Genomic DNA, 22,976 nt, shown 5'->3' on the forward strand with positions numbered 1-22,976 from the left:
TTTATTTGTCCTGTTATTAACAACAAAAAATCTAATAGATGAAAACACTAAAAACAATGGCTTTGACTGCTCTATTTGCATTTATAGTCCTATCTGTATCCGCACAAAAAAAATACACCCTACGGGTAAATCCCGACGAAGGAAAGAAAATAGCGCAAAATGTGATCATGGCAATGGACATCGAAACCGGGGAACAGAAAATTGTAACCGATTTGACGATGGGGTTTGATATTACAAACACTGCCAAGAAAGACAACTCCTTTCTATTTGAGCTTAAATACACTGGTATCAATATGAAAATGAGCGGAGAAGCTATGGAAATGACCTATGATTCCAAAAATCCGGAAGCAAATGAATTTTCAAAACAGATGCATGCTACAGTAGGCAAGCTAGTAGATAGTAAGATCAGCTTTTCAATAGATCAATTGGGAAAATCTTCCGATATACAATTGCCAGAAGGGGTCAATCTGCCTTTTGATCGAAGTATGTTTGAAAATATTAGCACAGTATTGCCTGAACAAGCCATTGCTGTCGGCGAATCATGGAGTTCAAAAACCGAATCGGAAGAATCAGGCCTACTCATCGAAAATAAAATGACACTCGCCGAAGTGAATGAGCAGGGATATAAAGTAAATGTGGAAGGAAAAATGTTTGGATCGGACGCAAAGCAGGTGGGTAGTATTCAGGGATTCTATGTGTTGGATAAACAGAGCTGTCTGACCAAAATAACAGAGATGACAAGTGATGTCGATATGCCCGAGGCAAAGATCAAGACGGTCATAAAATGCCAGTAGATGGCAACAAAAAAGGGGCTTAATTTTAAAATTAAGCCCCTTTTTTGTCACGCAGATATTAAGCGTTGATTTCTTCTTTGTATTGATCCGCAGATAACAATGCATCTACATCAGCTGCATTATTCAATTTAATACGAACAATCCAGCCTTCACCATAAGGATCAGAATTCACCAATTCAGGAGAAGCATCAATTGCATCATTAACCGATAAAATTGTAGCTGCTACAGGTAAAAACAGATCAGAAACCGTTTTTACAGCTTCGATTGTACCGAAAACTTCATTTGCGGCAACTTCTTCACCTACAGTGTTAATGTCAACAAAAACGATGTCACCCAATTCACGTTGAGCGAAATCGGTAATCCCTACAACTGCTTCATCACCTTCAACACGAATCCATTCGTGATCTTTGGTGTATTTCAATTCTGCTGGAAAATTCATTGTATCTAATTTTTTGATTTTTAATGCCGTGAAGTTACAAAATATCTTCAATTGTCAAAAATGTTATAATGAATATCATTTTTGTGTTTATTTTTAAGCTATGAATCCTCAAATCGAAAAACTTTATCAGATCGGCCTAAAAAAAGAGCGCTTTATTATTGGTCTGATGTCCGGAACCTCATTAGACGGCCTTGATATCGCATTATGCCGTATTGAAAATGCCGGAAAGACGACCAAAATCAGTTTGGAAAAGTTTATCACAATGGACTACGAGGAAATTTTTAGGACCAAAGTCCGCGAAATATTCGCAAAAAGAACCATCGACCAGCAGCTACTTTCAGGCCTTAATGCATACATAGGTATCACCCATGCAAATCTGATCAATCAAGCGCTCAAAAGTTGGCGTATTTCAGCTGCCGAAATAGACTGTATCGCCAGTCATGGGCAAACGGTCTACCACGCACCGCAGTCGTTGACAAAAGACCTTAATTGGCCTAACAGCACATTGCAGATCGGTGATGGAGATCATATTGCCATGCATACGGGCATAATTACACTGTCAGATTTTAGGCAGAAACACATTGCCGCAGGGGGAGAGGGGGCGCCATTGGCAGCCTATGGCGACTACCTACTTTTTTCTCATCCTACTGAAAACAGATTTTTACTGAATATAGGTGGTATTTCGAATTTCACCTTTATTCCGAGTCATCAAAGTCAACTGGAGGCTTACGCTACGGATCTGGGACCTGGAAATACCATGATGAACCAGTATATGAAAGCACATTTTGACCTGGAGATGGATCGAGACGCCGGGACCGCAAAAAAAGGAAGTGTCAATAAGGACTTGTTGGAACAGCTTCTGGCCGAAGAATTCTTAGCCTTGCCCTTTCCCAAAACAACAGGACCGGAACTGTTCAACCTAACTTACCTAAAAGAGGCTCAAAAACGTTCAGATACAGTAGCACTTCCGGATGAGGATGTCATGGCTACACTCAATCGCTTTTCGGCTCAGGCCATGATCAACGGCATACGCCGGCAAGCAGCCGGATTACCGAACGTCTCGGTATATATCAGTGGTGGAGGATTACATAACCCTTTGCTTTTCGACGGTATCAAAGCCAGTCTGCCCGACTGCAAAGTAGAAAGCTTCGCAAGCCTGGGGATTGACCCAGATGCCAAGGAAGCTGTTCTCTTTGCTTTGTTAGCCAATGAAACCCTCGCTGGAACAAGATCGAATGTTGAACACATTAAAGACTCTCCGGCGGTTTGCATGGGCAAAATTAGCCTGCCAGAGTAGACTACTCACTTTCTATCGCCTCTTGTAAAAACTCCTTGAACGGTAACATCTTTTTATAAGAGGCGATAATATTATCCAGCGCATTTTTGTTTGACAGGTCTTTAATGGTCAGGGGCTGATCCAGAACAAAGCTTTTTAGCTTGATAAAATCAATATGGGGATTGTCCTCGCTATAACCAGCAGGAGCACGCTTAAGCAGATCTTCTTTGAACAGCGTTATTTTCCCATCATCCAAGGCTCCGTTGAGAATTTTTGCCAAATGCTCACCACTATAGTCAATTTCCTGTCTTATCGCTTCCAGATGAGGTTTCTCCGGCCGCCAATAACCACAGGCAATAAATGAATTTTCTGCACCGATATGAATATAATATTCAGGACCCTGCAACTTCCTTCCGTCAACAGATATCCCAGCCCCAAACCAAGTCTTATAAGGCGTTTTATCATTTGAGAAACGAGTATCTCTATAGATACGGAACAGACATTTATTGGCTTGAATGGAGGTATTTATTTTGGGGTCAAATTCACTCAGCGCAGCTATTAAATCGGTTAGAAAACTCCGTACATCCGCTAATGCAGACTCATATTTCTCGCGGTTCTCCGCAAACCACTCCCTTGAATTATTTTCCTTTAATTCTATCAAAAAATCAAAGGTAGATTTCTGAATGTGACTCATAATGCTATTAACTGATTAAAATTAAGAAAACATAAACTATAGGTGCTGCCAATAGTAAGCCGTCAAAACGATCTAAGAAACCTCCATGTCCCGGTAGAATACTGCCCGAATCTTTGACGTGCAAGCTTCGCTTTAACATAGATTCAACCAGATCACCCAATGTTCCAATAATACTGATAATCATGGCAACAGTAATCCATTGCCACAACGGCAAACTTCCAAAATATTTTTCCAGATTTATAGCGACAACAATGGCCAAAATGAAACCTCCAAAAAAACCTTCCCAAGTCTTTTTTGGAGAGATACGCTCAAACAATTTATGTTTACCAAAACTCCTTCCGGCAAGATATGCCCCCGTATCATTGGTCCAGAGCAATATTAAAAACCCAAGGGGAATATAATGATTATATACCCCATTGATAAATCCCAGTTTAGCAAAAAGAAAGAAAGGAAATGTGACATAACAGATACCCAAAAAAGTATAGGCGATATCATTAAAGGGAAAACTTCGCTTTTGAAAAAGTGAAATGATATAGGTCAGGCCGACCAATGGTGTAATGAGCCATAGAAATTTAGGTTCCAAAAGGTCCATGGCCACCATAGCGCCTATAGCAAATCCTGTCACCGCCAAAATGATCCCCAAAGTCTTGTTGGGCGCTCGCTCTTCAGAAGACACAATACCATAAAACTCATACAGACACCATGCACTTAACAGTGTGAAAAAGATACTGTATAGATATGGCCCGAATAAAGTGGATGCCACCATGACAGCTACAAAAATAGCACCTGTTATCGCTCTTGTTTTCATTTTAATTCTCCCCCTCAGCTTCTTCAATCAATCTTTCGGCAGTATCAACCGAGTTTTCACTAACATATAGTTCTATTTTTCCAAACAGATAGGAAGAATCCTGTTTATTTAATACCACCGTTGGGATACCATTCTCTTCCAGCATCTGTTTTACTATTTCAGCCTGAATAGCATTTGTATATGTTTTAATTTTCCTCCAATCGTTCTCCATGGTTTCCTTTTTGTGTTGACAGATAAAATAAGAATACAAAAATAGCAGTAAAAATGAAGCCTACAACATATATCCACCAAGATTGCAGCTCAAATGCATTGATCTCTTCATAACTTTTACCATTTCTTGTATAATAAAAAGACATCACTGTCGCTCCGGCGTTATTGACAAAATGACCAAAAATAGGCAACAGAATATTTTTGCTCCAGACATAGAGGTAACCGAAAAATGCCCCCAGCAGCATCCGTGGTATAAAACCAAAAAACTGCAGGTGTATTGCACTGAAGACGATTGCAACAACCCAAATGATAACATGAGGATTGGAAATCCACCGGCCGACGATATTCTGGAGGACACCGCGGAATAAAAGTTCTTCGCCTATGGCCGGTATCAGCGCCAGAACCACAAGATTAAACAGAAATCCGAAAAAACTTGTTTCAACGATAATTCCTTTGATCAGATCCCCTGATTCTCGCTCACTGCGCTCCATCCATAACTGCACGGATCTCATATTGTCCGGCAGCTGTAACGATTCGTTCCAATGTCCGATCAAACTCATCAGCGGCATAAAGGCAAGCATCGCAAAAAAGATGTAAGCAAACTGCTTTGCCTGTGGTGTATATTCCTGTTTAAAATAAGTGATTCCGTACCCCTCACGTGTATGCATCAGATATGCCGGTACAACAAAGGACCCCAGACTACTCATCAACAACAAAAAACGCATTTCATTTGCGGAACCTTGCATGAGGGTCGCCAATGAAAATACTTGCCCTGTAAATTTGTAATAGAAAAAGAGCATAAGGATACCGATGACCTGTGAGAGAAAGGTAAATCCGATGACCAACAGGACCAGACGCAATAAGGATTGAAATGGGGAAGTAGTTTGCTCGGGATACATAAAATTTTAAATATGTTTTAAAGATAACAATAAAAGCATGCTACTTTATAAATTTCGCGGCAATTCAATAAGACATCCCAGACCGGATCAGTAGAAAAAACGTTATTATGAAATGCTCCGGATCTGTTTGAAACTATAGAAATAATTATCAAAATCTAGTAAAAAGCGCTGAGATGGTATATAAAAAAGGTTCCGGGAATTATTTCGGAACCTTTTTTATGCATTATCGATATTGATCTATTAATTTACCCGTATCGGATCTGCCGGTTTTTGTAGATTTTTGTAAGGATAGGTTTTCATTTCTTCCAGTAAAATCTTCACCGTTCTTTCCAGTTGTGGATCACGTCCTTCTAAGAGATCCTTCGGCAATTGCTCCACAAAGATATCCGGAGCAACACCTTCATTTTCTATAATCCAGTTACCTTTCAGGTCGTATACCCCAAAGTTTGGCGAGGTAATGCGGCCACCATCCAACAACGGTGGATATCCGCTGATACCGACCAAAATACCCATTGTAGTGCGGCCAACCAGCTTACCTAAACCTTTGAAACGGAACATATATGGCATCATATCACCTCCCGAACCCGCATTCTCATTAATAATCATTGCTTTTGGTCCGTAAATACCATTGCCAGGAGTGGTAAACCCTCTACCATCACGGATCCCCCACCCAGCAATTAATTCACGGGATAGTAAATCAATGACATAGTCGGCTACCCAGCCACCACCATTGTTTCTTTCATCCATCAGAAGGGCCTTTTTATCCATCTGGGAGAAGTAATAACGGTTGAAGTAGGTGTATCCCTCCGGACCGGTATTTGGCATGTAAACGTAAGCTATTTGTCCATTGCTTAGCTGATCCACTTTCTTGCGGTTACGTTCCACCCACTCCATACTGCGCAAACTCATTTCGTCTGCAAAAGAAATCGGTTTCACAATGACTTCGCGCGCGCCAACCAGCGATGGTTTAGAATTAATTTTTAACGTCACCTGTCTGTCTACAGTATTATCAAATAAACTATAGATATCCTTGTCTTCCGTTAATTCAATACCATTTACAGCAACAATGTAATCGCCCTCTTTGATATTCAATCCCGGTTCCGCCAACGGTGCCTTAAAGGAAGGATTCCATTCCAGGCGTGTAAATACCTTCGCGATCTGGTAATAGCCATTTTTGATCGTATAGTCGGCTCCTAATACGCCCACCGACACAGATGGGGTGGAAGGCTGGTCACCCGGATAAATATAATTGTGTCCAACAACCATTTCACCCATCATTTCATTCAATAAATAACCCAAATCTGAACGATGGCTAACAAAAGGGAGAAACTTCTCATATTTTGCTTTCATGGCTTTCCAGTCTGCTCCATGCATATTCTCCACATAGAAATAGTCTTTCTGCATTGCCCAGACTTCATTGAAGATCTGTTTCCATTCTGCGACAGGATCCACCAACTGTTGAATACCATCCAATTTGATAACTCCTGCTGTCGGGGAGGCTACTTTCTGTCCGGCAGTCACAATATTATAACCGTTAGCTGTCTGATATAACATCTTCTTGCCATCGGCACTGATCACAAAACTACGGGCATTCTCCACCAATGTTTTATTTTCCAGATCTTTGAAATCATAGGCTCCGATGGTACCTCCGCGCTGATACGTCAACTGGTTTGGAACCAGTCCGTTCAGATTCCAATAAGTACCTACCGGCAAAGGTAAAGCGACAATGCGACTCTCAATACCGTCAAAATCGACCTGAATTTTTTTATCTTCAGGCTTACTGGCCGGAGTTTCTTCCTTTTTATCCTTTTTCGGTGCTTTTTTATCGTTTTCTTTTACGCGAGCTGTTTTGTTGTCTTCTTTTTCAGCTGGTTTGTCCGCTTTATCTTCACGAATCTGCTCTTCGTCACTTTCATTCTTAAAGAACGAAGGGGTTTTACTTGACAAAATAAAGGCATATACGGCATAATCAACATTACGCTGTGTAGCCGACATGTGCAGACCAGAATTGGTCAATCCCGTATTGGTACTTGCCGTGAAGAAAAGATATTTCCCGTCCTGTGAAAAAGCAGTGCTGCGAACAGAACTCATGCCATCTGTAATCTGCTGCGTTTTCTTGGTATCCAGATTGTACATAAAGACTGCCGGTACGCCGTTTTCTAAGGTACGAGTAAATGAAATCCATTTGGAGTCCGGAGACCAGCTCGGTTGAAAATGATTCGAAACTCTGCCGGTTTGGCCACTCAGTTTATCATCCGCGACCTTCACGATGGCTTTAGATGTTATATCAATGTAGTACAGATTGAGGTGAGCATCGTTATAAAACAACTTTTTCGAATCTGGAGACCAGGTAGGTTCAAAATAAAAATTGGTTTCGCCCAGATTGAAATATAACGGCTGGTCCTTTCCAAACTGATCCACTAAAACTAACTGGTAAGAACCGTTCTTATCCGAAATATAAGAAACCCATTTTCCATTGGGTGACCAATCCGGAAAACGTTCGTGTGAACCCGGAGAATTCGATAAATTGCGTGCTTCACCTTTCTCCTTGGGAACAGTAAAGATTTCTCCACGGGCTTCAAAAAGGGCACGTTGCCCTGTGGGAGACAGGGCCGCATAACGAATGTCGTCCTTGATATTTTTATAGAAAGGGCGCTTAAACATGGCATCCGTATTTACACGAATGTGCAGGGCGGTTACCTTATTATTTGTTAAGTTTAATGTATTCAATACACCTGCGTATTCAAAAATCAGTTCATTGCCGTTTCCATTTAACGAGCGCACATCGTAATCCTTGAAATCAGTTAGCTTTTCGACTTTCTTCGACTTGGTATCGTAACTGAAGATGTTGACTATTTTATCGCGATCCGACAGGAAATAAACCTTATTACCTAACCAAAGGGGCTTAACATCATTACTTTTTACCTGGGGAATTGCTTCTATTTCCTTGGTTTTTGTATCAAAAATCCAGATGGTAGGTGTACCACCGCCTCTATAGCGCTTGAAAGCCACGCGATCCCGCTCTGTCGGATCGGTATTTTTGATATAGGCCCAATAGCGTCCGTCCACGGAGGGGCTACCCTGTGTTGCTTCAGGCATCAGTAAAGCCTTATCCATACCAAGCCGCTGAATATTAGAACTGTATAATCGTGGGCTTAGTGCATAGGTAAAATCACGGGATGTCGTATAATAAACTTCATCATTATTCAGCCAGCCACGTAATACATCCGAAGAAGGATGATAAGTAATGCGTTGCGGTTCCCCTCCTTCAATAGGAAGAACATAAACATCTGTGTTACCGTCATAATTGCCCGTAAAAGCCACTTTCTTTCCATCAGGAGAGAACATCGGGTTTTGTTCGACACCCGGATTTGTTGTCAGACGTCTCGGATTAGCACCATTTTTGTCTGCTATCCAGATATCTCCACCGTACACAAAAGCAATATTACTGGCGCTGATACTTGGATTTCGGAGTAATAAAGTTTCCTGGGCTTTTACCTGTAGAAATGAAGTACCAATCAAAAATGACACAATAAACTTAAAAGGAGTTTTATTCATAAATGTTAAATGGTTAAAATTAATATGCAAAGCTACTATTTTGTTCATTACATTGCTCAGCATATCAACTTCATAAAAATATAAAGGTTAAAACTTACCATACAAAGCTACTATTTTGTCCAATAAATAACTTCGTATATCAACAAAGTTGCATAAAAAATACCGTAAAAAAAAAGCCCTGCTTTATGGGCAGGGCTTTATCCTTTTATTAACGATTAAAAACCGTATTCTTGCTCAATTTCCAATACGATACCTTCGTCGACCAAAACACGACCGCAATGTTCGCAGATAATGATTTTTTTACGTTGACGAATCTCAGATTGCATCTGAGCAGGGATTTTATTGTGACATCCTGAACAGCTATCACGATCGATAGAAACGACCGCCAAACCATTTTTGAAAGAATTACGTAAACGGTAGTAAACTTTTACCAAACGTTCTTCAATATTCGCTTCCGCTTCTGCAGCTTTAGCCAATAAAGCATCTTCTTCCTTTTGAGTTTCTGAAGTAATTGTTTCCAATTCTTTCTTTTTACCCTCAAGTTCGTTTTTGCTGTATTCCAGGTTACCTACAGTAGCATCGTAGTTTTCTGTTTTGTTACGAATCTCGAATTCTGCTTCTTTGATTCTTTTTTCACAAACCTGAATCTCAAGACCCTGGATTTCAATTTCTTTCGAAATAGCGTCGTATTCACGATTGTTTTTTACCTCATTTAACTGCGACTCATATTTTTTGATGGCAGCCTGGGCATCCTTAATCATGTTTTTACGCTTAACGATCGAATCTTCTAAATCGTCTAAGTCTGTTCTGATCTTCTCAATACGAGTTTCTAAACCCGCAATCTCATCTTCAAGATCTGCAACTTCCATAGGCAACTCACCACGAACCTGGCGAATTTTGTCTATTTTAGTATGTATGGCTTGCAAAAGCCATAGTGCTTTCAATTTTTGTTCTACGGTTTGTTCCATCAACTGTAGTATTTTATAGGATTTGTATCTATTTCTGTTGTTAAGGTTGCAAAGTTAGGAAATTTTTTCGTAATAATGTCGTACAATAATTCTTGCGTAAATTGTTCGCTCTCAAAATGTCCCGTATCCGCAATGACAATTTCACCCTCCGCATCAAAAAATTCATGGTATTTATAATCAGCCGTTACAAAAAAATCAGCTCCAGAGCGCTTTGCCGCCCCTAATAAGAAACCGCCTGCACCACCGCAAACAGCAACCCTGCTTACCTTTTTGCCTAAAAGCGCCGTATGACGAATAACATTTAGTTTGAGATTCGCCTTCAGATAAGCCAAAAAATCCTGTTCATCCATAGGCTCCGATAAATTACCGATCATTCCGGCTCCAATTTCTGTGGCTGTATTCTGCAAATCAAAAAGATCATACGCAACCTCCTCGTAGGGGTGTGCTTCATAAAGTGCCAGAAGAAGTTTTCTTTCAATTGAACGTGTATAGATCACTTCAATACGCGTTTCCTCGACACGCTCCTGTGTTCCTATTTCGCCGATAGTAGGTGCTGATCCAGCCAAGGGCCTGAAACTTCCATAACCAGCCGTATTAAAACTGCATTGGTCATAATGCCTACCGATCTGGCCCGCTCCGGCATCAAATAGGGCTGTCCTGACTTCTTCTACATGACTCCTTGGCACAAATACAACCATCTTGCGCAGCACATTGGGTTTCGATTCCAGTATCGCCTGATTAACCAATCCAAGCTTATCTGCTATCTTTGAATTGACCCCGCCAGTGACATTATCCAGATTGGTATGTATCGCGTATAGCGCAATTTTATTCTCTATAGCTTTTATGACAGTGCGCTCCACATAATTCTTTCCATTGAACTTTTTTAAGCCTTTGAAAACAATGGGATGATGTGAAATAATTAAATTGCATCCTTTTTCGATCGCTTCCTGTACAACTTCCTCCGTACAATCCAACGAAATTAATACTTTGGTAATCTCCTGATTTGCATCGCCTACGATAAGTCCGGCATTATCATAAGATTCCTGCAAATCCAATGGAGCCAGCTGCTCCAGGTATTGAATAACTGCTTTAATTTTCATCGTTTATAATCACCTCCTTTTCTCTAAATTTATCGTGTTCTTCTAAAATTCTACGGTTTGCACTGATGTTGAACCAATAGTTGGCCAATGTGACAAAGTGCATAATACCCAAAACACCTAGAATAGAAATCGGCAAGGGGATATTTGCAGCCAAATAAACCCATGCATATAATGATCCTTTCCGATAAGTTGGGTTTTCCTCTACAGCTATCTTACGATCATAGAACTCATTGATGAGGGAATCTCTCAGGCGGGAAGCGACCTGAAAATTCCAATAAATATTGACTAATGGAATCGCCACCAACCAAGATTGATTGGGTGTCATCAATCTATTTTCCACCGCGACCAAGTTTAAAGTTTTGCGAATCGTATTCGCAAATAATAACCAAATAATGGTGCGTATAACGATTAGACCTAAGGCTGTATACAGTACTTCGGGTTTACTCAATTCTTTTACTAATTCTTCTTGCGTCATTGGAATATCTTGCTCTTATTTATTTTTCCTGTAATAACAAATCTACTAATTCTTTCAGCTTTTTTATTTGGGGGTTGTGATCGCTGATCAATTCAACGGTCTTAAAATGACGCTTCTTTGCTTTGGCATAAAACGGATAAAAGTCATCTTTGTCCATTGCCTTATTATCTTCGTAGGTCAAGATGTAAGTCGCCGGAATTTTCTCTCTTTTCGGGTTTCTTAAATTGATTTTATCAGTTATCGTTTTCAAAGGGTGGGGGACATCCCGCGGAAACTTGCGTTCATCCTTTACCCAAAATGGAATAATAAAACCGTCCTTCTCAAATTTTAAAAGACCATTGTCCCCATCAGGCTTTACCATCAAACTCAGAACGGACTCCTGATTATCCGGAAGGATAGCATCTAAATATACCAACTTTTTTATCCGGTCCGGAAGACTGTCTGCTACACCCGTTATGATCATGCCTCCATAGCTATGTCCAACCAATACAATATCCGTAAGATCTTCAAATAATATCGTATTGATCACATCGTTGATATGAGTCTGTAAACGAATAGAAGTGTCCGCTAAATGATAACGTTCTCCCAAACCGGTTAGTGTAGGACGATATATTTTATGCCCTTCTTTCTCTAATTCATTTGCTGTCTTTTTAAATTGCCAGGCGCCACCCCATGCTCCGTGCACAATAACATAAGTAGTTTGCTGTGCATAAGTGGATTTTAACCCCACAACTAATGAAAAAAACAATATAAAATAACTTAATACACTAAATTTCATTGTATTATATTTCTATAAAATAAACATGTCACCATTTCTAAATCTACTCAACAATTTGCTATGTTCCAATATGCATTTACCATTTCAATAGCAAAAACATTAAATGTAAGTACTCACTCATTATCCATTTACTCAATTAAACGGGTTTAAATACAGATTTCATATAAAAACTGTTATCACAATTAAGCAGGGTAGGGGAGAACACCACAAAAAAAGTCAGACATACAATAAAAATATGGTTGGCTTTTTATGATAATCCACCTTCTGTTTTTTCCATTCCGCAATGGTCAGGCTCCGTATAGATTCATCAGCAGAGGTCACATTACAGGCTACACAGAGCTGGGTATTCGCTTTACAGGTTTTCAGAAGATCCTCGAGCAGGTGATTGTTTCGGAAAGGTGTTTCAATAAAAATCTGGGTTTGCTTTTCGCGCATGGATTGCAGTTCAAGATCTTTGATCTTCTTCGTGCGTTCATTTTTATCAATAGGTAAATAACCTTGAAAAGCAAACTTCTGTCCACTAAATCCTGAAGCCATAAGTGCCAATAGGATCGAGCTGGGACCAACCAATGGCACCACTTTTATCCCGAGCTGATGAGCACGGGCAACAACAGAAGCGCCGGGATCAGCTACGCCCGGACAGCCGGCCTCCGACATTAAGCCGACATTTTTACCTTGCTTCAAGCCCTCAAAAAAATCGTTGATATTTCCTTTGTCCCGCGCATGCTTCCCATAATCATGTATTTTCAATTCGCTTTGGGGTATTTTTAAACCAGCCAGCTTTAGAAACTTTCTTGCAGTCTTTTCATTTTCCACGATATATTCGTCCAATGCATTGATTGTTTCGACCAAATAGGGAGTAAAAGACTGGAATGCAGCATCATCGCTCAGAGGAACGGGAATTAAATATAATATACCATTTGCCATATACAAACCTACTAATTAACGATCATTTGATTGTAGTAATTTTAAACTTAGCATAATTTAACCTTTAAAAATGATTAAGTTTGCAAATTTTAAACTCATTATTAGTATTTTAGCATAAGTATTTGTTGCAACAATAAACATCATCCAAATGATCACACAAATTACAGAAGGCGTAAAAATCTCGGTTGAAACCATCTATCAATCGGAGTATTCTAATCCCGACCGTGAACATTTTATGTTTGCTTATCACATCAGCATAGAAAATCTGAGCGATTACACGGTACAATTGATAAGTCGTTACTGGAGAATTTTTGATGCAAAAGGCGACTATAGGGAAGTATCAGGTGAAGGTGTTGTAGGCGAGCAGCCCGTCATCGAACCGGGCCAGATACATCAATATACTTCGGGATGTAATCTTAACAGTGAATTTGGTTTCATGGAAGGCCATTACAACATGATCCGTTCTTTGGATAATAGCAGTTTTCAGGTTGAAATACCACGTTTCAATCTGATTGCGGATTATGCATTGAATTAAATTTATCAAGGTAATATCATTATTGCCGATTTATCACACAACGACGCTTTTTTCGCATCGAATAAGAAACTATTTCTTTATTTTTGCGTGCATTCTAAATCAACTTGTTACTGAGACCATGCTACACGGCGACAATTTACGCCTCATGCACCGGTTAACATCATATAGAAAGCCACCCAACAGATTTAATTAGTCAGCAATCAAAACAGATTATTGATTCACTATATAAATAATTGAAAATCAAAAAGAAACAACACAACTATTTGATTTTCAGATCATTAAAAACTATCAAGGGTAATGAATTCTTGAAGGAAATTTTATTGTATTAAAATGACTAAAATTAATTTTTGGGTGATATAACGTGAGTATTTTAGCTACAGAACAAGTAAGCCATTCCTTCCACGATAGGTGGCTTTTTAGAGATTTACACTTCGGACTTCAAAAAGGAGAGCGGGTGGCTTTGGTCGGAATAAATGGTACGGGCAAATCAACATTGCTTTCTATTTTAGCAGACCGTACCTTGCCAACAGCAGGAAAAGTTGTCAAAGAAAAAGGTATAAAAATAGGTTTTCTCGAACAAGATCCTGATTTCACAGGATTAAAATCAATCAATGATTTTATATATAGTGCGGACAACGATCAGCAACGTCTAATCAGGGAATATGAAGAACTTCTTGAAAGCAGTGATATCGATCAAAAAAAATTAGAAGACCTTACGGAAAAAATAAGTTCACTGAATGCCTGGGAATATGAGCATAATATAAAGACGATTTTAAATCGCCTAAACATTATGGACTTTCAACAGGATATAAAAAGTCTCTCCGGAGGGCAACGCAAAAGACTGGCACTAGCCAAGCTTTTGATCGATGAGCCGGATGTATATATCCTCGATGAACCAACCAACCACCTGGATATAGAGACCATTGAATGGTTAGAGAAGCTACTCACAACAGGAAATAAAACTGTACTTTTGGTCACACACGATCGCTACTTTCTCGATAATATCTGTACGGAAATCCGGGAACTGGATAGGGGCAATCTATATATATATAAAGGTAACTATTCCTATTTTTTGGAGAAGAAGTCAGATCGCGAGACTATAGATGCAGTCATGGTTGAAAAGAGCAGAAATCTACTACGTAAAGAGTTGGAATGGATGCGGCGCCAGCCCCAGGCTCGGGGTACCAAATCGAAATCCCGTATCGAAGCATTTTACGATCTTGAGGAAAAATCAAAATCAATCAAGGGAAACGACTCTGTTCAGCTTAGTGTAAAAGTAAGTAGACAGGGAACTAAAATTCTTGAGTTGGAAAAAATCTCTAAACATTATGGACCAAAAGAAATCATTACGGATTTTTCTTACACATTCAAAAAAGGAGACCGCATAGGTCTAGCAGGAAAGAATGGCACGGGTAAATCGACCTTTCTAAATCTTATCACAAAAGAAGAAACCCCGGATGCCGGAACCATAGCAGTAGGAGAGACCACCGTATACGGATACTATAAACAAGGGGGACTCGAAGTAAACGAAAATGACCGCGTACTTGATGTTGTGAAAAATATTGCGGACTATATTGAGATGGCAAACGGAGAGGTAATTACGGCATCTCAATTACTCACGCACTTTTTGTTTCCTCCGGAGAAGCAGTTTGGCTTTGTCAACAAACTGAGCGGTGGAGAGCGAAAACGTCTCCAGCTGATGCGGGTATTAATGAAGAATCCAAATTTTCTTATACTGGATGAGCCTTCCAATGATTTGGACATCGATACCCTAAATGTACTTGAAGAGTTTCTCGACAACTACAGAGGAGTACTGATATTGGTATCTCACGATAGATATCTATTGGATAAGTTGACGGACCAACTTTTTATATTTGAAGGAACAGGCAAGATCCGTATCTATAACGGAAACTATGCCGACTTTAAAATAGAACAAGACGAACTTCAAAAGTTAGAAAAGGAAAAGCAAAAAAAGAATGTTCAGGAAATAGCCAAGCCTCAGATTAAAGAGGAAAAGAAAAAGCTTTCTTATAAGGAGCAACTCGAATACAACAAACTCGAAACAGAAATAGAAAACCTAGAACTACAGGTGAAAGCCAAGACTGAAGAACTAAACCAACTGACAGATCATACCAAGCTTTCAATAGTCGCAGAAGAGATAAAAACGATGCAAGAACAAATAGATCAAAAGTCCGAGCGGTGGTTATATCTTGCCGATTTTATGTAAAATTTTTCATTGGGTTTCACGTGGAACGTAAAGAAAAGAGTAAATTTGTAGATAAATAAAAAGCCACGTTTCACGTGGAACAAGGAAATAAAAATGTTTAAAAAATATAATGTAATTGTAGTAGGTGCCGGACATGCCGGATGTGAAGCAGCAGCAGCAGCAGCCAACCTGGGTTCTTCCACATTACTTATTACAATGAATATGGGTGTGATAGCTCAGATGAGTTGCAACCCAGCTATAGGTGGGGTAGCCAAAGGACAAATCGTAAGAGAGATAGATGCTATGGGTGGATACACCGGGATCATTGCAGATAAATCAACGATTCAATTCCGCATGCTTAATCTTTCAAAAGGCCCAGCAATGTGGAGTCCACGTACACAAAATGACCGGATGCGATTTGCAGAGGAGTGGAGATTACAATTGGAATCTTTACCTAACCTGGACATGTGGCAAGACACCGTAAAAGAGGTCATCGTTAAAAACGGAAAAGCATGCGGAGTAATCACTTCTATGGGAATAGAAATTGAATCGGATGCTGTTGTCTTAACAAATGGAACATTCTTAAACGGTGTGATACACATCGGTGATAAAAAATTTGGCGGCGGCAGGACAGGAGAGAAGGCGGCTACAGGACTAACCGAACAGCTCGTTTCACTGGGCTTCGAATCGGGCAGAATGAAAACCGGTACTCCACCGAGAATTGATGGCCGCAGTCTAAACTATGCGCTCATGGAAGAACAGTGGGGCGATGAAAAGAAGGGACGATTCTCTTATACAAATGTAGAGATGCCTACCGAACAACGCTGTTGCTGGATTACATATACTAATGAAAAGGTACACGAAATGCTCCGCACCGGATTTGAAAAATCACCCATGTTTACTGGACGGATCAAAGGATTGGGACCACGTTATTGTCCTTCCATAGAAGACAAGATCAACCGTTTTGCAGAACGTGAGCGACACCAGATTTTTGTGGAACCGGAAGGATTCAAAACAGTGGAAATATATGTAAATGGTTTCTCTACCTCTCTTCCCGAAGATGTACAGCTAAAAGCACTTCAACTCATCCCGGGCTTTGAAAATGCAAAGATGTACCGCCCGGGATATGCAATAGAATACGATTACTTTCCGCCAATGCAGCTTGACCTAACATTGGAAACTCAATTGGTAAAACATCTGTTCTTCGCCGGACAGATCAATGGAACCACAGGGTACGAAGAAGCAGCAGCACAAGGTTTCCTTGCTGGTATAAATGCACATCAACGTGTCAATGACGATAAAGAACTTATTCTAAAAAGATCTGAGTCCTATATCGGCGTACTGGTGGATGACCTCGTCACAAAAGGAACCGAAGAACCCTACCGTATGTTCACTTCAAGAGCAGAACACCGGCTGTTATTACGTCAGGATAATGCCGATATCCGCCTTACGCCTTTAGCTTACAAACTAGGATTGGTCAGTGAGGAAAGACTAAGGAAAGTGCAGGATAAAATAGAAAACTCGAATAACATCATTGAATACCTCAAGCAGAATTCGACAGATCTCGAAAAGATGAATACTGTAATGGCCGAGGTTGGTTCAAGTGCGCTTCCACAAAAAACACGTTTAAGTAACATTCTTGCCAGACCGCAGGTTAACATACAGGACATCGTCAAAGGGGACGAAGGCTTCGCTCAATACGTTTCCCAATTTGATAAAGAAACCATAGAGCAGGCTGAAATTAACCTCAAATACGAAAGCTATTTCGAAAAGGAAATCGAAATCGTCAATCGCATGAAGAAGATGGAAGATAGAGAAATAAATCCTGATTTCGATTATAGTTTGTTAACTTCACTGTCCATAGAAGCCAGGCAGAAATTAGCGAAAGTAAAACCGAGAACATTAGGGCAGGCTTCCCGAATTTCAGGCGTATCACCGTCAGATATCAGCGTTTTGATGGTACATATGAGTTAATTAACTGATTATCAGATTATTATAAATAAAAATAAACAAGCTTAAAATAAGCGATTTAAGACAATATTCTATTTTTTATGACAACTTCTTTAAAAAATAATAAAAGTAGTTCAGAAAGGCTAAAAAGTAGCTTAAAAACGAGATTACTTATTTTAAGCATGTTTATAATGCTCATTGGCTTGTCAATACAATGTGCGAGCATACAACAGCCGACAGGAGGGCCCAAAGATTCTATTCCACCAAAAATACTACAGGAAAGTCCTACGAACTTTTCGAAGAATTTTACAGAGAAAAAAATACTCATTACGTTTGATGAGTATGTCAAGTTGGCCAATCAACAAAAGGAATTTAGTGTCACGCCTGATATGGGGACTGCTCCCCAATTCAAAGTCAAGAAAAAAAATCTGGAAATCACTTTACCCGATTCCCTGGAAAAAAATACAACCTATAGCATTTATTTTGGTAAAGGTCTTGTCGATTATAATGCAGGAAATGCATTGGTAAATTATGCTTATGTATTTGCAACGGGCGATAAAATTGACTCACTCAGCATATCGGGCAATGTAAAGAGCGCAATCACAAAAGAAGTCCTGAAAGAGGTTAAAGTTCTTCTAATCCCCATCAGTCAAGATTCAATTTTCGGAAAAAAGAAAGCGAATATTTTTACAACAACGGATACTGCCGGAAATTATAAACTCAATAATCTTCGGGAAGGGACATATCGTATCTATGCGCTCCAGGAAAAGAACAATGACCGGATCTATAATGCACCTGATGAAGAAATAGGTTTTCTAAAAGATTCCATTGTATTGGGGCAAGATCTTACCAATATTAATCTCGAAATATTTAAAGCAATTCCAAAGAAATTCCGTACCCAGGAAAAGAAGTTTGAAAAAAATGGTAGTGTACTCCTCATTTTCAATAGAAGAGTGGACAAACCCAAACTCCATATTCTGAATGATGAAGTCAACAACAAGGATAAAATAGTACGGTTCTCGAAGAGTTCTGATTCCGCAACTTTATTTCTGCCAAACCTGAAAATAGACTCTTTAAAACTCGTTCTAACGGAAAATGAAAAACCGTTGGATACCATTCTCGTCAGAAAGGGAAATGTAAAAATCGAACAGGTAATTGACCCTCAATTTACACCAAATAATGGAAAAGTGGACAGAATCAATCACCTTCAGGTATCAGCCTTTACACCAATAAAAAATATAGACAAGGCAAAGCTAAAATTCAAAGAAGACTCGCTTGTAAGAACAAATTATCAATTGGCAGTGGATACAAATGATGCCAATATTTACCACATCCGTTATAATTGGAAAAAGGATAAAAAATATCAAATAGAATTTACCGAAGGTGCCATAACAGGATATTTCGGGGAACAAAATAAAGAGAAAAAATTCGATCTGACATACGACGATAGCGAAAACTATGGGGATCTAACATTTGATTTCACCGATCTGGATAGCAACACAACCTACCTGGTCGAACTGATCAATGAGAAAAAAGATAAAATATATAGAATTGATAAAATTACCAGCAATAATGCTTCTGTAGCTTATAAACAATTTCCGGGGGGAAAATATACCATACGTGTCATTCGGGATGACAATGACAACGGCATATGGGATACCGGAGATGTTGAAAAGAAGACTTTTCCAGAACCCGTTGTGTATTTAAACAAGGTTTTCACGATACGTGCAAACTGGGAACAAAAAGATAGCTTTTCAATAAGTGCGCTCAAAAAGGAATAAAGTCAAGGTCACTGCTAAAGAAAAGACAAAAATGTATTTGCTAATACGTTTAAGCTAAAACCAGGAACTATATAATACGTAGTTGTGCGGCAATTGCTGCAAAAGCGCTTTCTGCTCCTCAGTCAGCGCTTTTATCTTTTTAGCCGGAACGCCGGCATATAAAAAACCGGACTCACAACGCGTATTCTCCAAAACAACAGCGCCAGCCGCGATAATTACATTGGATTCTACTACAGCATTATCCATTACGATAGCTCCCATCCCGATCAACACATAATCTTCCACGATACATCCGTGCAGCATTGCCTGATGCCCAATATTCACGTAATTACCAATGGTAGTCCCGCACTTTTGATAGGTACAGTGAATAACAGCGCCATCCTGGATATTTGTATAATGACCTATACGAATATAATTAACGTCTCCGCGAATCACTGCATTGAACCAAACCGAACAGTGGTGCCCAATCTCTACATCGCCAACAATCGTCGAATTGGGTGCTAAAAAGCATTCTTCCGCGATCAGTGGAGACTTGTCCAGAACAGGTAAAATAAGTGCCATAGCTCCTAAAATATAGTGTCTTGTAATACAGTTGAGTGCTGTGGATAATCCGTCGTATAATGCAGGCCCCTACTCTCTTTCCTCAACATAGCCGACTTGGTTACAATATAAGCTACCTGGATCACATTTCGCAGCTCACAAAGCTTCACAGAAAGCCTCGTGTTACGATAAAAATCCTCCGTTTCCTCATATAATAAATGTAGACGCTTTAGGGCTCGTTCCAATCTAAAATCTGATCGGACAATACCTACATAGTCACTCATAATTTTCTGACATTCACGTAGGTTATGACTAACCAAAATATCCTCATTAGAAAGTGAAGTTTTCGAGTCATCCCAATCCGGAACATCAGTAACGTAATGTATGGACTCGATCGCTTTGGTCCCATCCAAAAAGATGCGATGAGCATATACAAGGGCTTCCAGCAAAGAATTCGAAGCTAAACGATTTGCCCCATGTAGTCCGGTTGACGAACACTCACCACAAGCGTACAGGTTGCGTATGCTGCTTCTTCCGAAATCATCCACATAAATTCCCCCGCATAGATAATGTGCTGCCGGAGTGACCGGTATAAAGTCTGTCGCCATATCCAATCCTATGGAGAGACACTTCTCATAAATATTTGGAAAATGCTTAATGATATCCTCCTTATCCCTATGGGTAATATCCAAATACACATAATCTATACCCGATTTTTTCATCTCGGCATCTATGGCACGTGCGACAATATCCCTGGGAGCCAATGATGCTCGCTCATCATATTCCTCCATAAAAGACTCTCCATTCACACGTCTAAGAATTCCTCCGAAACCACGAACAGCTTCAGACACCAAAAATGCCGGAGAATCTTTAGGATTATATAATGAAGTGGGATGAAACTGCATAAATTCCATATTACGCACCTTGCCCTTGGCCCGGTAAACCATGGCTATACCGTCACCGGTAGCAATAGTCGGGTTCGTTGTACTCGAGTACACGTGGCCAGCTCCACCGGAAGCCATGACAGTCACCTTACTTAAAATTTTGTCCACGAGATGTGATGAAGTATTGAAAGCATAGATACCATAACAGGTAATATCCTCCCTATTTTTATCGACATATTCCCCCATATGATGTTGGGTAATCAGATCAATGGCAAAATAATGTGTTACTATTTCAATATTGGGATCGCTATGGGCCTGTTCCAACAGCGCTCTTTCTATTTCGTAACCTGTTATATCCTTATAATGAAGAATACGGTGAGCTGAATGCCCGCCCTCTTTAGCCAGGTCATATACCCCGGATTCTTCCTTGTCAAATGAGGTTCCGTAGGAAATAAGTTCAGCAATACGGTCCGGTGCTTCCCTAACGACGTTTTCCACAATTTCCACATCACATAATCCATCCCCAGCTATCTGAGTATCAATGATATGCTTTTCGAAGCTATCAGACTTATCCACAACGGCAGCCACTCCCCCCTGCGCATATTTCGTATTAGACTCATCCTCATTGGACTTGGTGACTATCAACACTTTACCAAATTTAGAAGCTTTTAACGCAAAGCTCAATCCGGCAATACCTGATCCAATGACCAAAAAATCTACCTTTCTATCTGCCATATATTTTAATTTCACAAACTATCCCCAAAAATGATGGTTGAAATTAACGAAAAATGTGGAAAACGTGTAAATAAAAGGTTAAATAAAAATGAAAAGTATTTAACATTCCACAGATCCCCTATTCACAGCACGAATTCCAATTATTTTTCCGCACAAAATTTGATAGATTTCCACATTTTCTAGACATGAACTATTCAACAAAAAATTATGGAAAATAAAAAACAAGAAAAATTAGATTTTTAAAAATCAGCTCTTTAATGCAAAAAATCTGTTGAAAAATTGTTGAAAACTCTATAAAAACGGTAAATCAAAATCGATTCAGATCAATTTATACCACTTTTCCACACCCTAATAAACAATAAGAGAATCTTTAATTTAAAATATTAGTATTTATTGAAAAAAAAGATTGTGGAATACGTTCGAGAATCTTTGTTTAGCTTTGTCAACATCGAATCAAACCTATTTAGGATGCGATATTTGAAAAGGGATAAACTCCCCTTTTCAAATATTCAATTCTAAACGGCTTTATTTTCGATAACTGAATTCTTGAGGTATTTTAGACCTTTTTAGAATGGAATATTTTTTTTAAAACTTTTTAAACAATTTTTTATGGAATTTTAAACAGGTTTGTAGCAGTATTTTTATGTCGCTTATCTCAGAAATCGGTTTTTGAGTCGTTTACACTAAATTATTTAGGCTTTGCTGGCTTTATTTCAATTTTATGAAAGTCTGAAAGCGTTTGAAATTGAAAAAAATAGGAACTGGAGTCGTTCAGGTTTGTATATTTCTTTTTTTTTTAGATAAAAATAAAAATATACGATGCTGAGAGCGTTTTCGCTGATTTTTTATGGAATTTTCAAATTGGAATTTTATCGATATCTAGTTTTTCGTTTCTCTGAAGCTATTTAGATTCGCATATCGGATTTTTTTTATAATTTTTGTGATTTTATGGCATTTTGAGAGACCTTGGATCAATCTAATTTAATTTTCGCAATTGCAGATTTCAAAGTGTCTATTGGCAAAAAATCTGGTAAATGTGTTCGGAGATCAGTTTTTAGCCGATTTCCTTGCAATATTTTACATTTTGCAAGATCTGTTTGTAATTATGCGATTTCTGAAGGGTTTGTCACCAACTTTAACATAATTAAACTCAATTAGAATTGAATATTTTTTTTTGTCAATGCTGTTTTTATTAATTATTCGATTTTAAGCAACTTAATGATAGATTTTGCGACTGATCTTTGAATCCTCTCCACTAGCAAATGGCAAATGGATCAAATTCTGGGAGATTATTTATAAAAAATTGTTGTGGATTGAAGATTCTTACTATATTTGCGACCCAGTAATGATTGGGAAGCTAAAAAAAATATAATTTAGTCTTTTAGATTTCGATAATTACCATTATCAGATATAATAAAT

General features: G+C 39.1%; 19 protein-coding genes. 6 read left to right on the forward strand and 13 right to left on the reverse strand.

All coding sequences use genetic code 11. The features are described 5' to 3' along the window. Positions 1-38: 38 nt before the first annotated feature. On the forward strand, positions 39-794 hold the full coding sequence (locus ABTV71_RS28190; RefSeq protein ID WP_121125422.1) for a DUF6263 family protein: 756 nt from the start codon (positions 39-41) through the stop codon (positions 792-794). Positions 795-852: 58 nt separating this feature from the next. Here the strand turns inward: ABTV71_RS28190 and gcvH are convergent, their stop codons facing one another. Continuing rightward, the gene (gene gcvH, locus ABTV71_RS28195; RefSeq protein WP_104384777.1) at positions 853-1,233 is read right to left on the reverse strand and encodes a glycine cleavage system protein GcvH; all 381 of its coding nucleotides are present in this window, start codon (positions 1,231-1,233) and stop codon (positions 853-855) included. 100 nt (positions 1,234-1,333) lie between these two features. Between gcvH and ABTV71_RS28200 the strand changes: the two genes are divergently transcribed. Continuing rightward, the gene (locus ABTV71_RS28200) at positions 1,334-2,530 is read left to right on the forward strand and encodes an anhydro-N-acetylmuramic acid kinase (protein ID WP_121125421.1); all 1,197 of its coding nucleotides are present in this window, start codon (positions 1,334-1,336) and stop codon (positions 2,528-2,530) included. Position 2,531: 1 nt separating this feature from the next. Here ABTV71_RS28200 and ABTV71_RS28205 read toward each other — a convergent pair whose 3' ends face one another. The 10 genes from ABTV71_RS28205 to ABTV71_RS28250 form a co-directional block, all read right to left on the reverse strand. Continuing rightward, positions 2,532-3,203, reverse strand: coding sequence for a DUF2461 domain-containing protein (locus tag ABTV71_RS28205; protein ID WP_433901819.1), 672 nt, complete (start codon positions 3,201-3,203; stop codon positions 2,532-2,534). A gap of 7 nt (positions 3,204-3,210) precedes the next feature. After that, entirely contained in the window at positions 3,211-4,011 is an 801-nt protein-coding gene (locus ABTV71_RS28210) for a phosphatidate cytidylyltransferase (RefSeq protein ID WP_433901820.1), read from the reverse strand. Between the two features lies 1 nt (position 4,012). Further along, positions 4,013-4,222 carry a DUF2007 domain-containing protein gene (locus ABTV71_RS28215; protein ID WP_121125418.1) on the reverse strand — a complete coding sequence of 70 codons (210 nt, stop codon included), beginning with the start codon at positions 4,220-4,222 and terminating at the stop codon, positions 4,013-4,015. Then, positions 4,197-5,120, reverse strand: coding sequence for a lysostaphin resistance A-like protein (locus ABTV71_RS28220; RefSeq protein WP_433901821.1), 924 nt, complete (start codon positions 5,118-5,120; stop codon positions 4,197-4,199). Before ABTV71_RS28220 ends, ABTV71_RS28215 begins: the two co-directional genes overlap by 26 nt. 240 nt (positions 5,121-5,360) lie before the next feature. After that, positions 5,361-8,678, reverse strand: a complete 3,318-nt coding sequence (locus ABTV71_RS28225; protein WP_433901822.1) for a S41 family peptidase — start codon at positions 8,676-8,678, stop codon at positions 5,361-5,363. A gap of 215 nt (positions 8,679-8,893) precedes the next feature. Then, positions 8,894-9,646 carry a zinc ribbon domain-containing protein gene (locus ABTV71_RS28230; RefSeq protein ID WP_077436898.1) on the reverse strand — a complete coding sequence of 251 codons (753 nt, stop codon included), beginning with the start codon at positions 9,644-9,646 and terminating at the stop codon, positions 8,894-8,896. Next, entirely contained in the window at positions 9,646-10,746 is a 1,101-nt protein-coding gene (locus tag ABTV71_RS28235; RefSeq protein WP_433901823.1) for a Nif3-like dinuclear metal center hexameric protein, read from the reverse strand. The genes ABTV71_RS28230 and ABTV71_RS28235 overlap by 1 nt, the downstream gene beginning before the upstream one ends. Continuing rightward, positions 10,736-11,221: a hypothetical protein gene (locus ABTV71_RS28240; protein WP_433901824.1), complete on the reverse strand. Its 486-nt coding sequence runs from the start codon at positions 11,219-11,221 to the stop codon at positions 10,736-10,738. The genes ABTV71_RS28235 and ABTV71_RS28240 overlap by 11 nt, the downstream gene beginning before the upstream one ends. 19 nt (positions 11,222-11,240) lie before the next feature. Further along, the gene (locus ABTV71_RS28245) at positions 11,241-11,999 is read right to left on the reverse strand and encodes an alpha/beta fold hydrolase (protein WP_433901825.1); all 759 of its coding nucleotides are present in this window, start codon (positions 11,997-11,999) and stop codon (positions 11,241-11,243) included. Between the two features lie 216 nt (positions 12,000-12,215). After that, positions 12,216-12,926, reverse strand: a complete 711-nt coding sequence (locus tag ABTV71_RS28250) for an SAM-dependent methyltransferase (protein ID WP_121125413.1) — start codon at positions 12,924-12,926, stop codon at positions 12,216-12,218. Between the two features lie 148 nt (positions 12,927-13,074). Here ABTV71_RS28250 and apaG point away from each other — a divergent pair, with 148 nt between their 5' ends. The 4 genes from apaG (at position 13,075) to ABTV71_RS28270 (ending at position 19,398) form a co-directional block, all read left to right on the forward strand. Beyond that, positions 13,075-13,461: a Co2+/Mg2+ efflux protein ApaG gene (gene apaG / locus ABTV71_RS28255; RefSeq protein WP_121125412.1), complete on the forward strand. Its 387-nt coding sequence runs from the start codon at positions 13,075-13,077 to the stop codon at positions 13,459-13,461. 361 nt (positions 13,462-13,822) lie between these two features. Further along, positions 13,823-15,688, forward strand: coding sequence for an ABC-F family ATP-binding cassette domain-containing protein (locus ABTV71_RS28260; protein ID WP_433901826.1), 1,866 nt, complete (start codon positions 13,823-13,825; stop codon positions 15,686-15,688). A gap of 93 nt (positions 15,689-15,781) precedes the next feature. Beyond that, positions 15,782-17,641, forward strand: a complete 1,860-nt coding sequence (gene mnmG, locus ABTV71_RS28265) for a tRNA uridine-5-carboxymethylaminomethyl(34) synthesis enzyme MnmG (RefSeq protein ID WP_433901827.1) — start codon at positions 15,782-15,784, stop codon at positions 17,639-17,641. A gap of 158 nt (positions 17,642-17,799) precedes the next feature. Then, the gene (locus ABTV71_RS28270; protein WP_433901828.1) at positions 17,800-19,398 is read left to right on the forward strand and encodes an Ig-like domain-containing protein; all 1,599 of its coding nucleotides are present in this window, start codon (positions 17,800-17,802) and stop codon (positions 19,396-19,398) included. Between the two features lie 54 nt (positions 19,399-19,452). On the opposite strand, the gene ABTV71_RS28275 is transcribed toward ABTV71_RS28270, so the two are convergent. Beyond that, the gene (locus tag ABTV71_RS28275; RefSeq protein WP_433901829.1) at positions 19,453-19,959 is read right to left on the reverse strand and encodes a gamma carbonic anhydrase family protein; all 507 of its coding nucleotides are present in this window, start codon (positions 19,957-19,959) and stop codon (positions 19,453-19,455) included. A gap of 5 nt (positions 19,960-19,964) precedes the next feature. Then, positions 19,965-21,557: an L-aspartate oxidase gene (gene nadB, locus ABTV71_RS28280; protein ID WP_433901830.1), complete on the reverse strand. Its 1,593-nt coding sequence runs from the start codon at positions 21,555-21,557 to the stop codon at positions 19,965-19,967. Positions 21,558-22,976 lie beyond the last annotated feature (1,419 nt).

It is taken from the genome of Sphingobacterium puteale, from assembly GCF_050986225.1.
GTDB lineage: Bacteria > Bacteroidota > Bacteroidia > Sphingobacteriales > Sphingobacteriaceae > Sphingobacterium > Sphingobacterium puteale.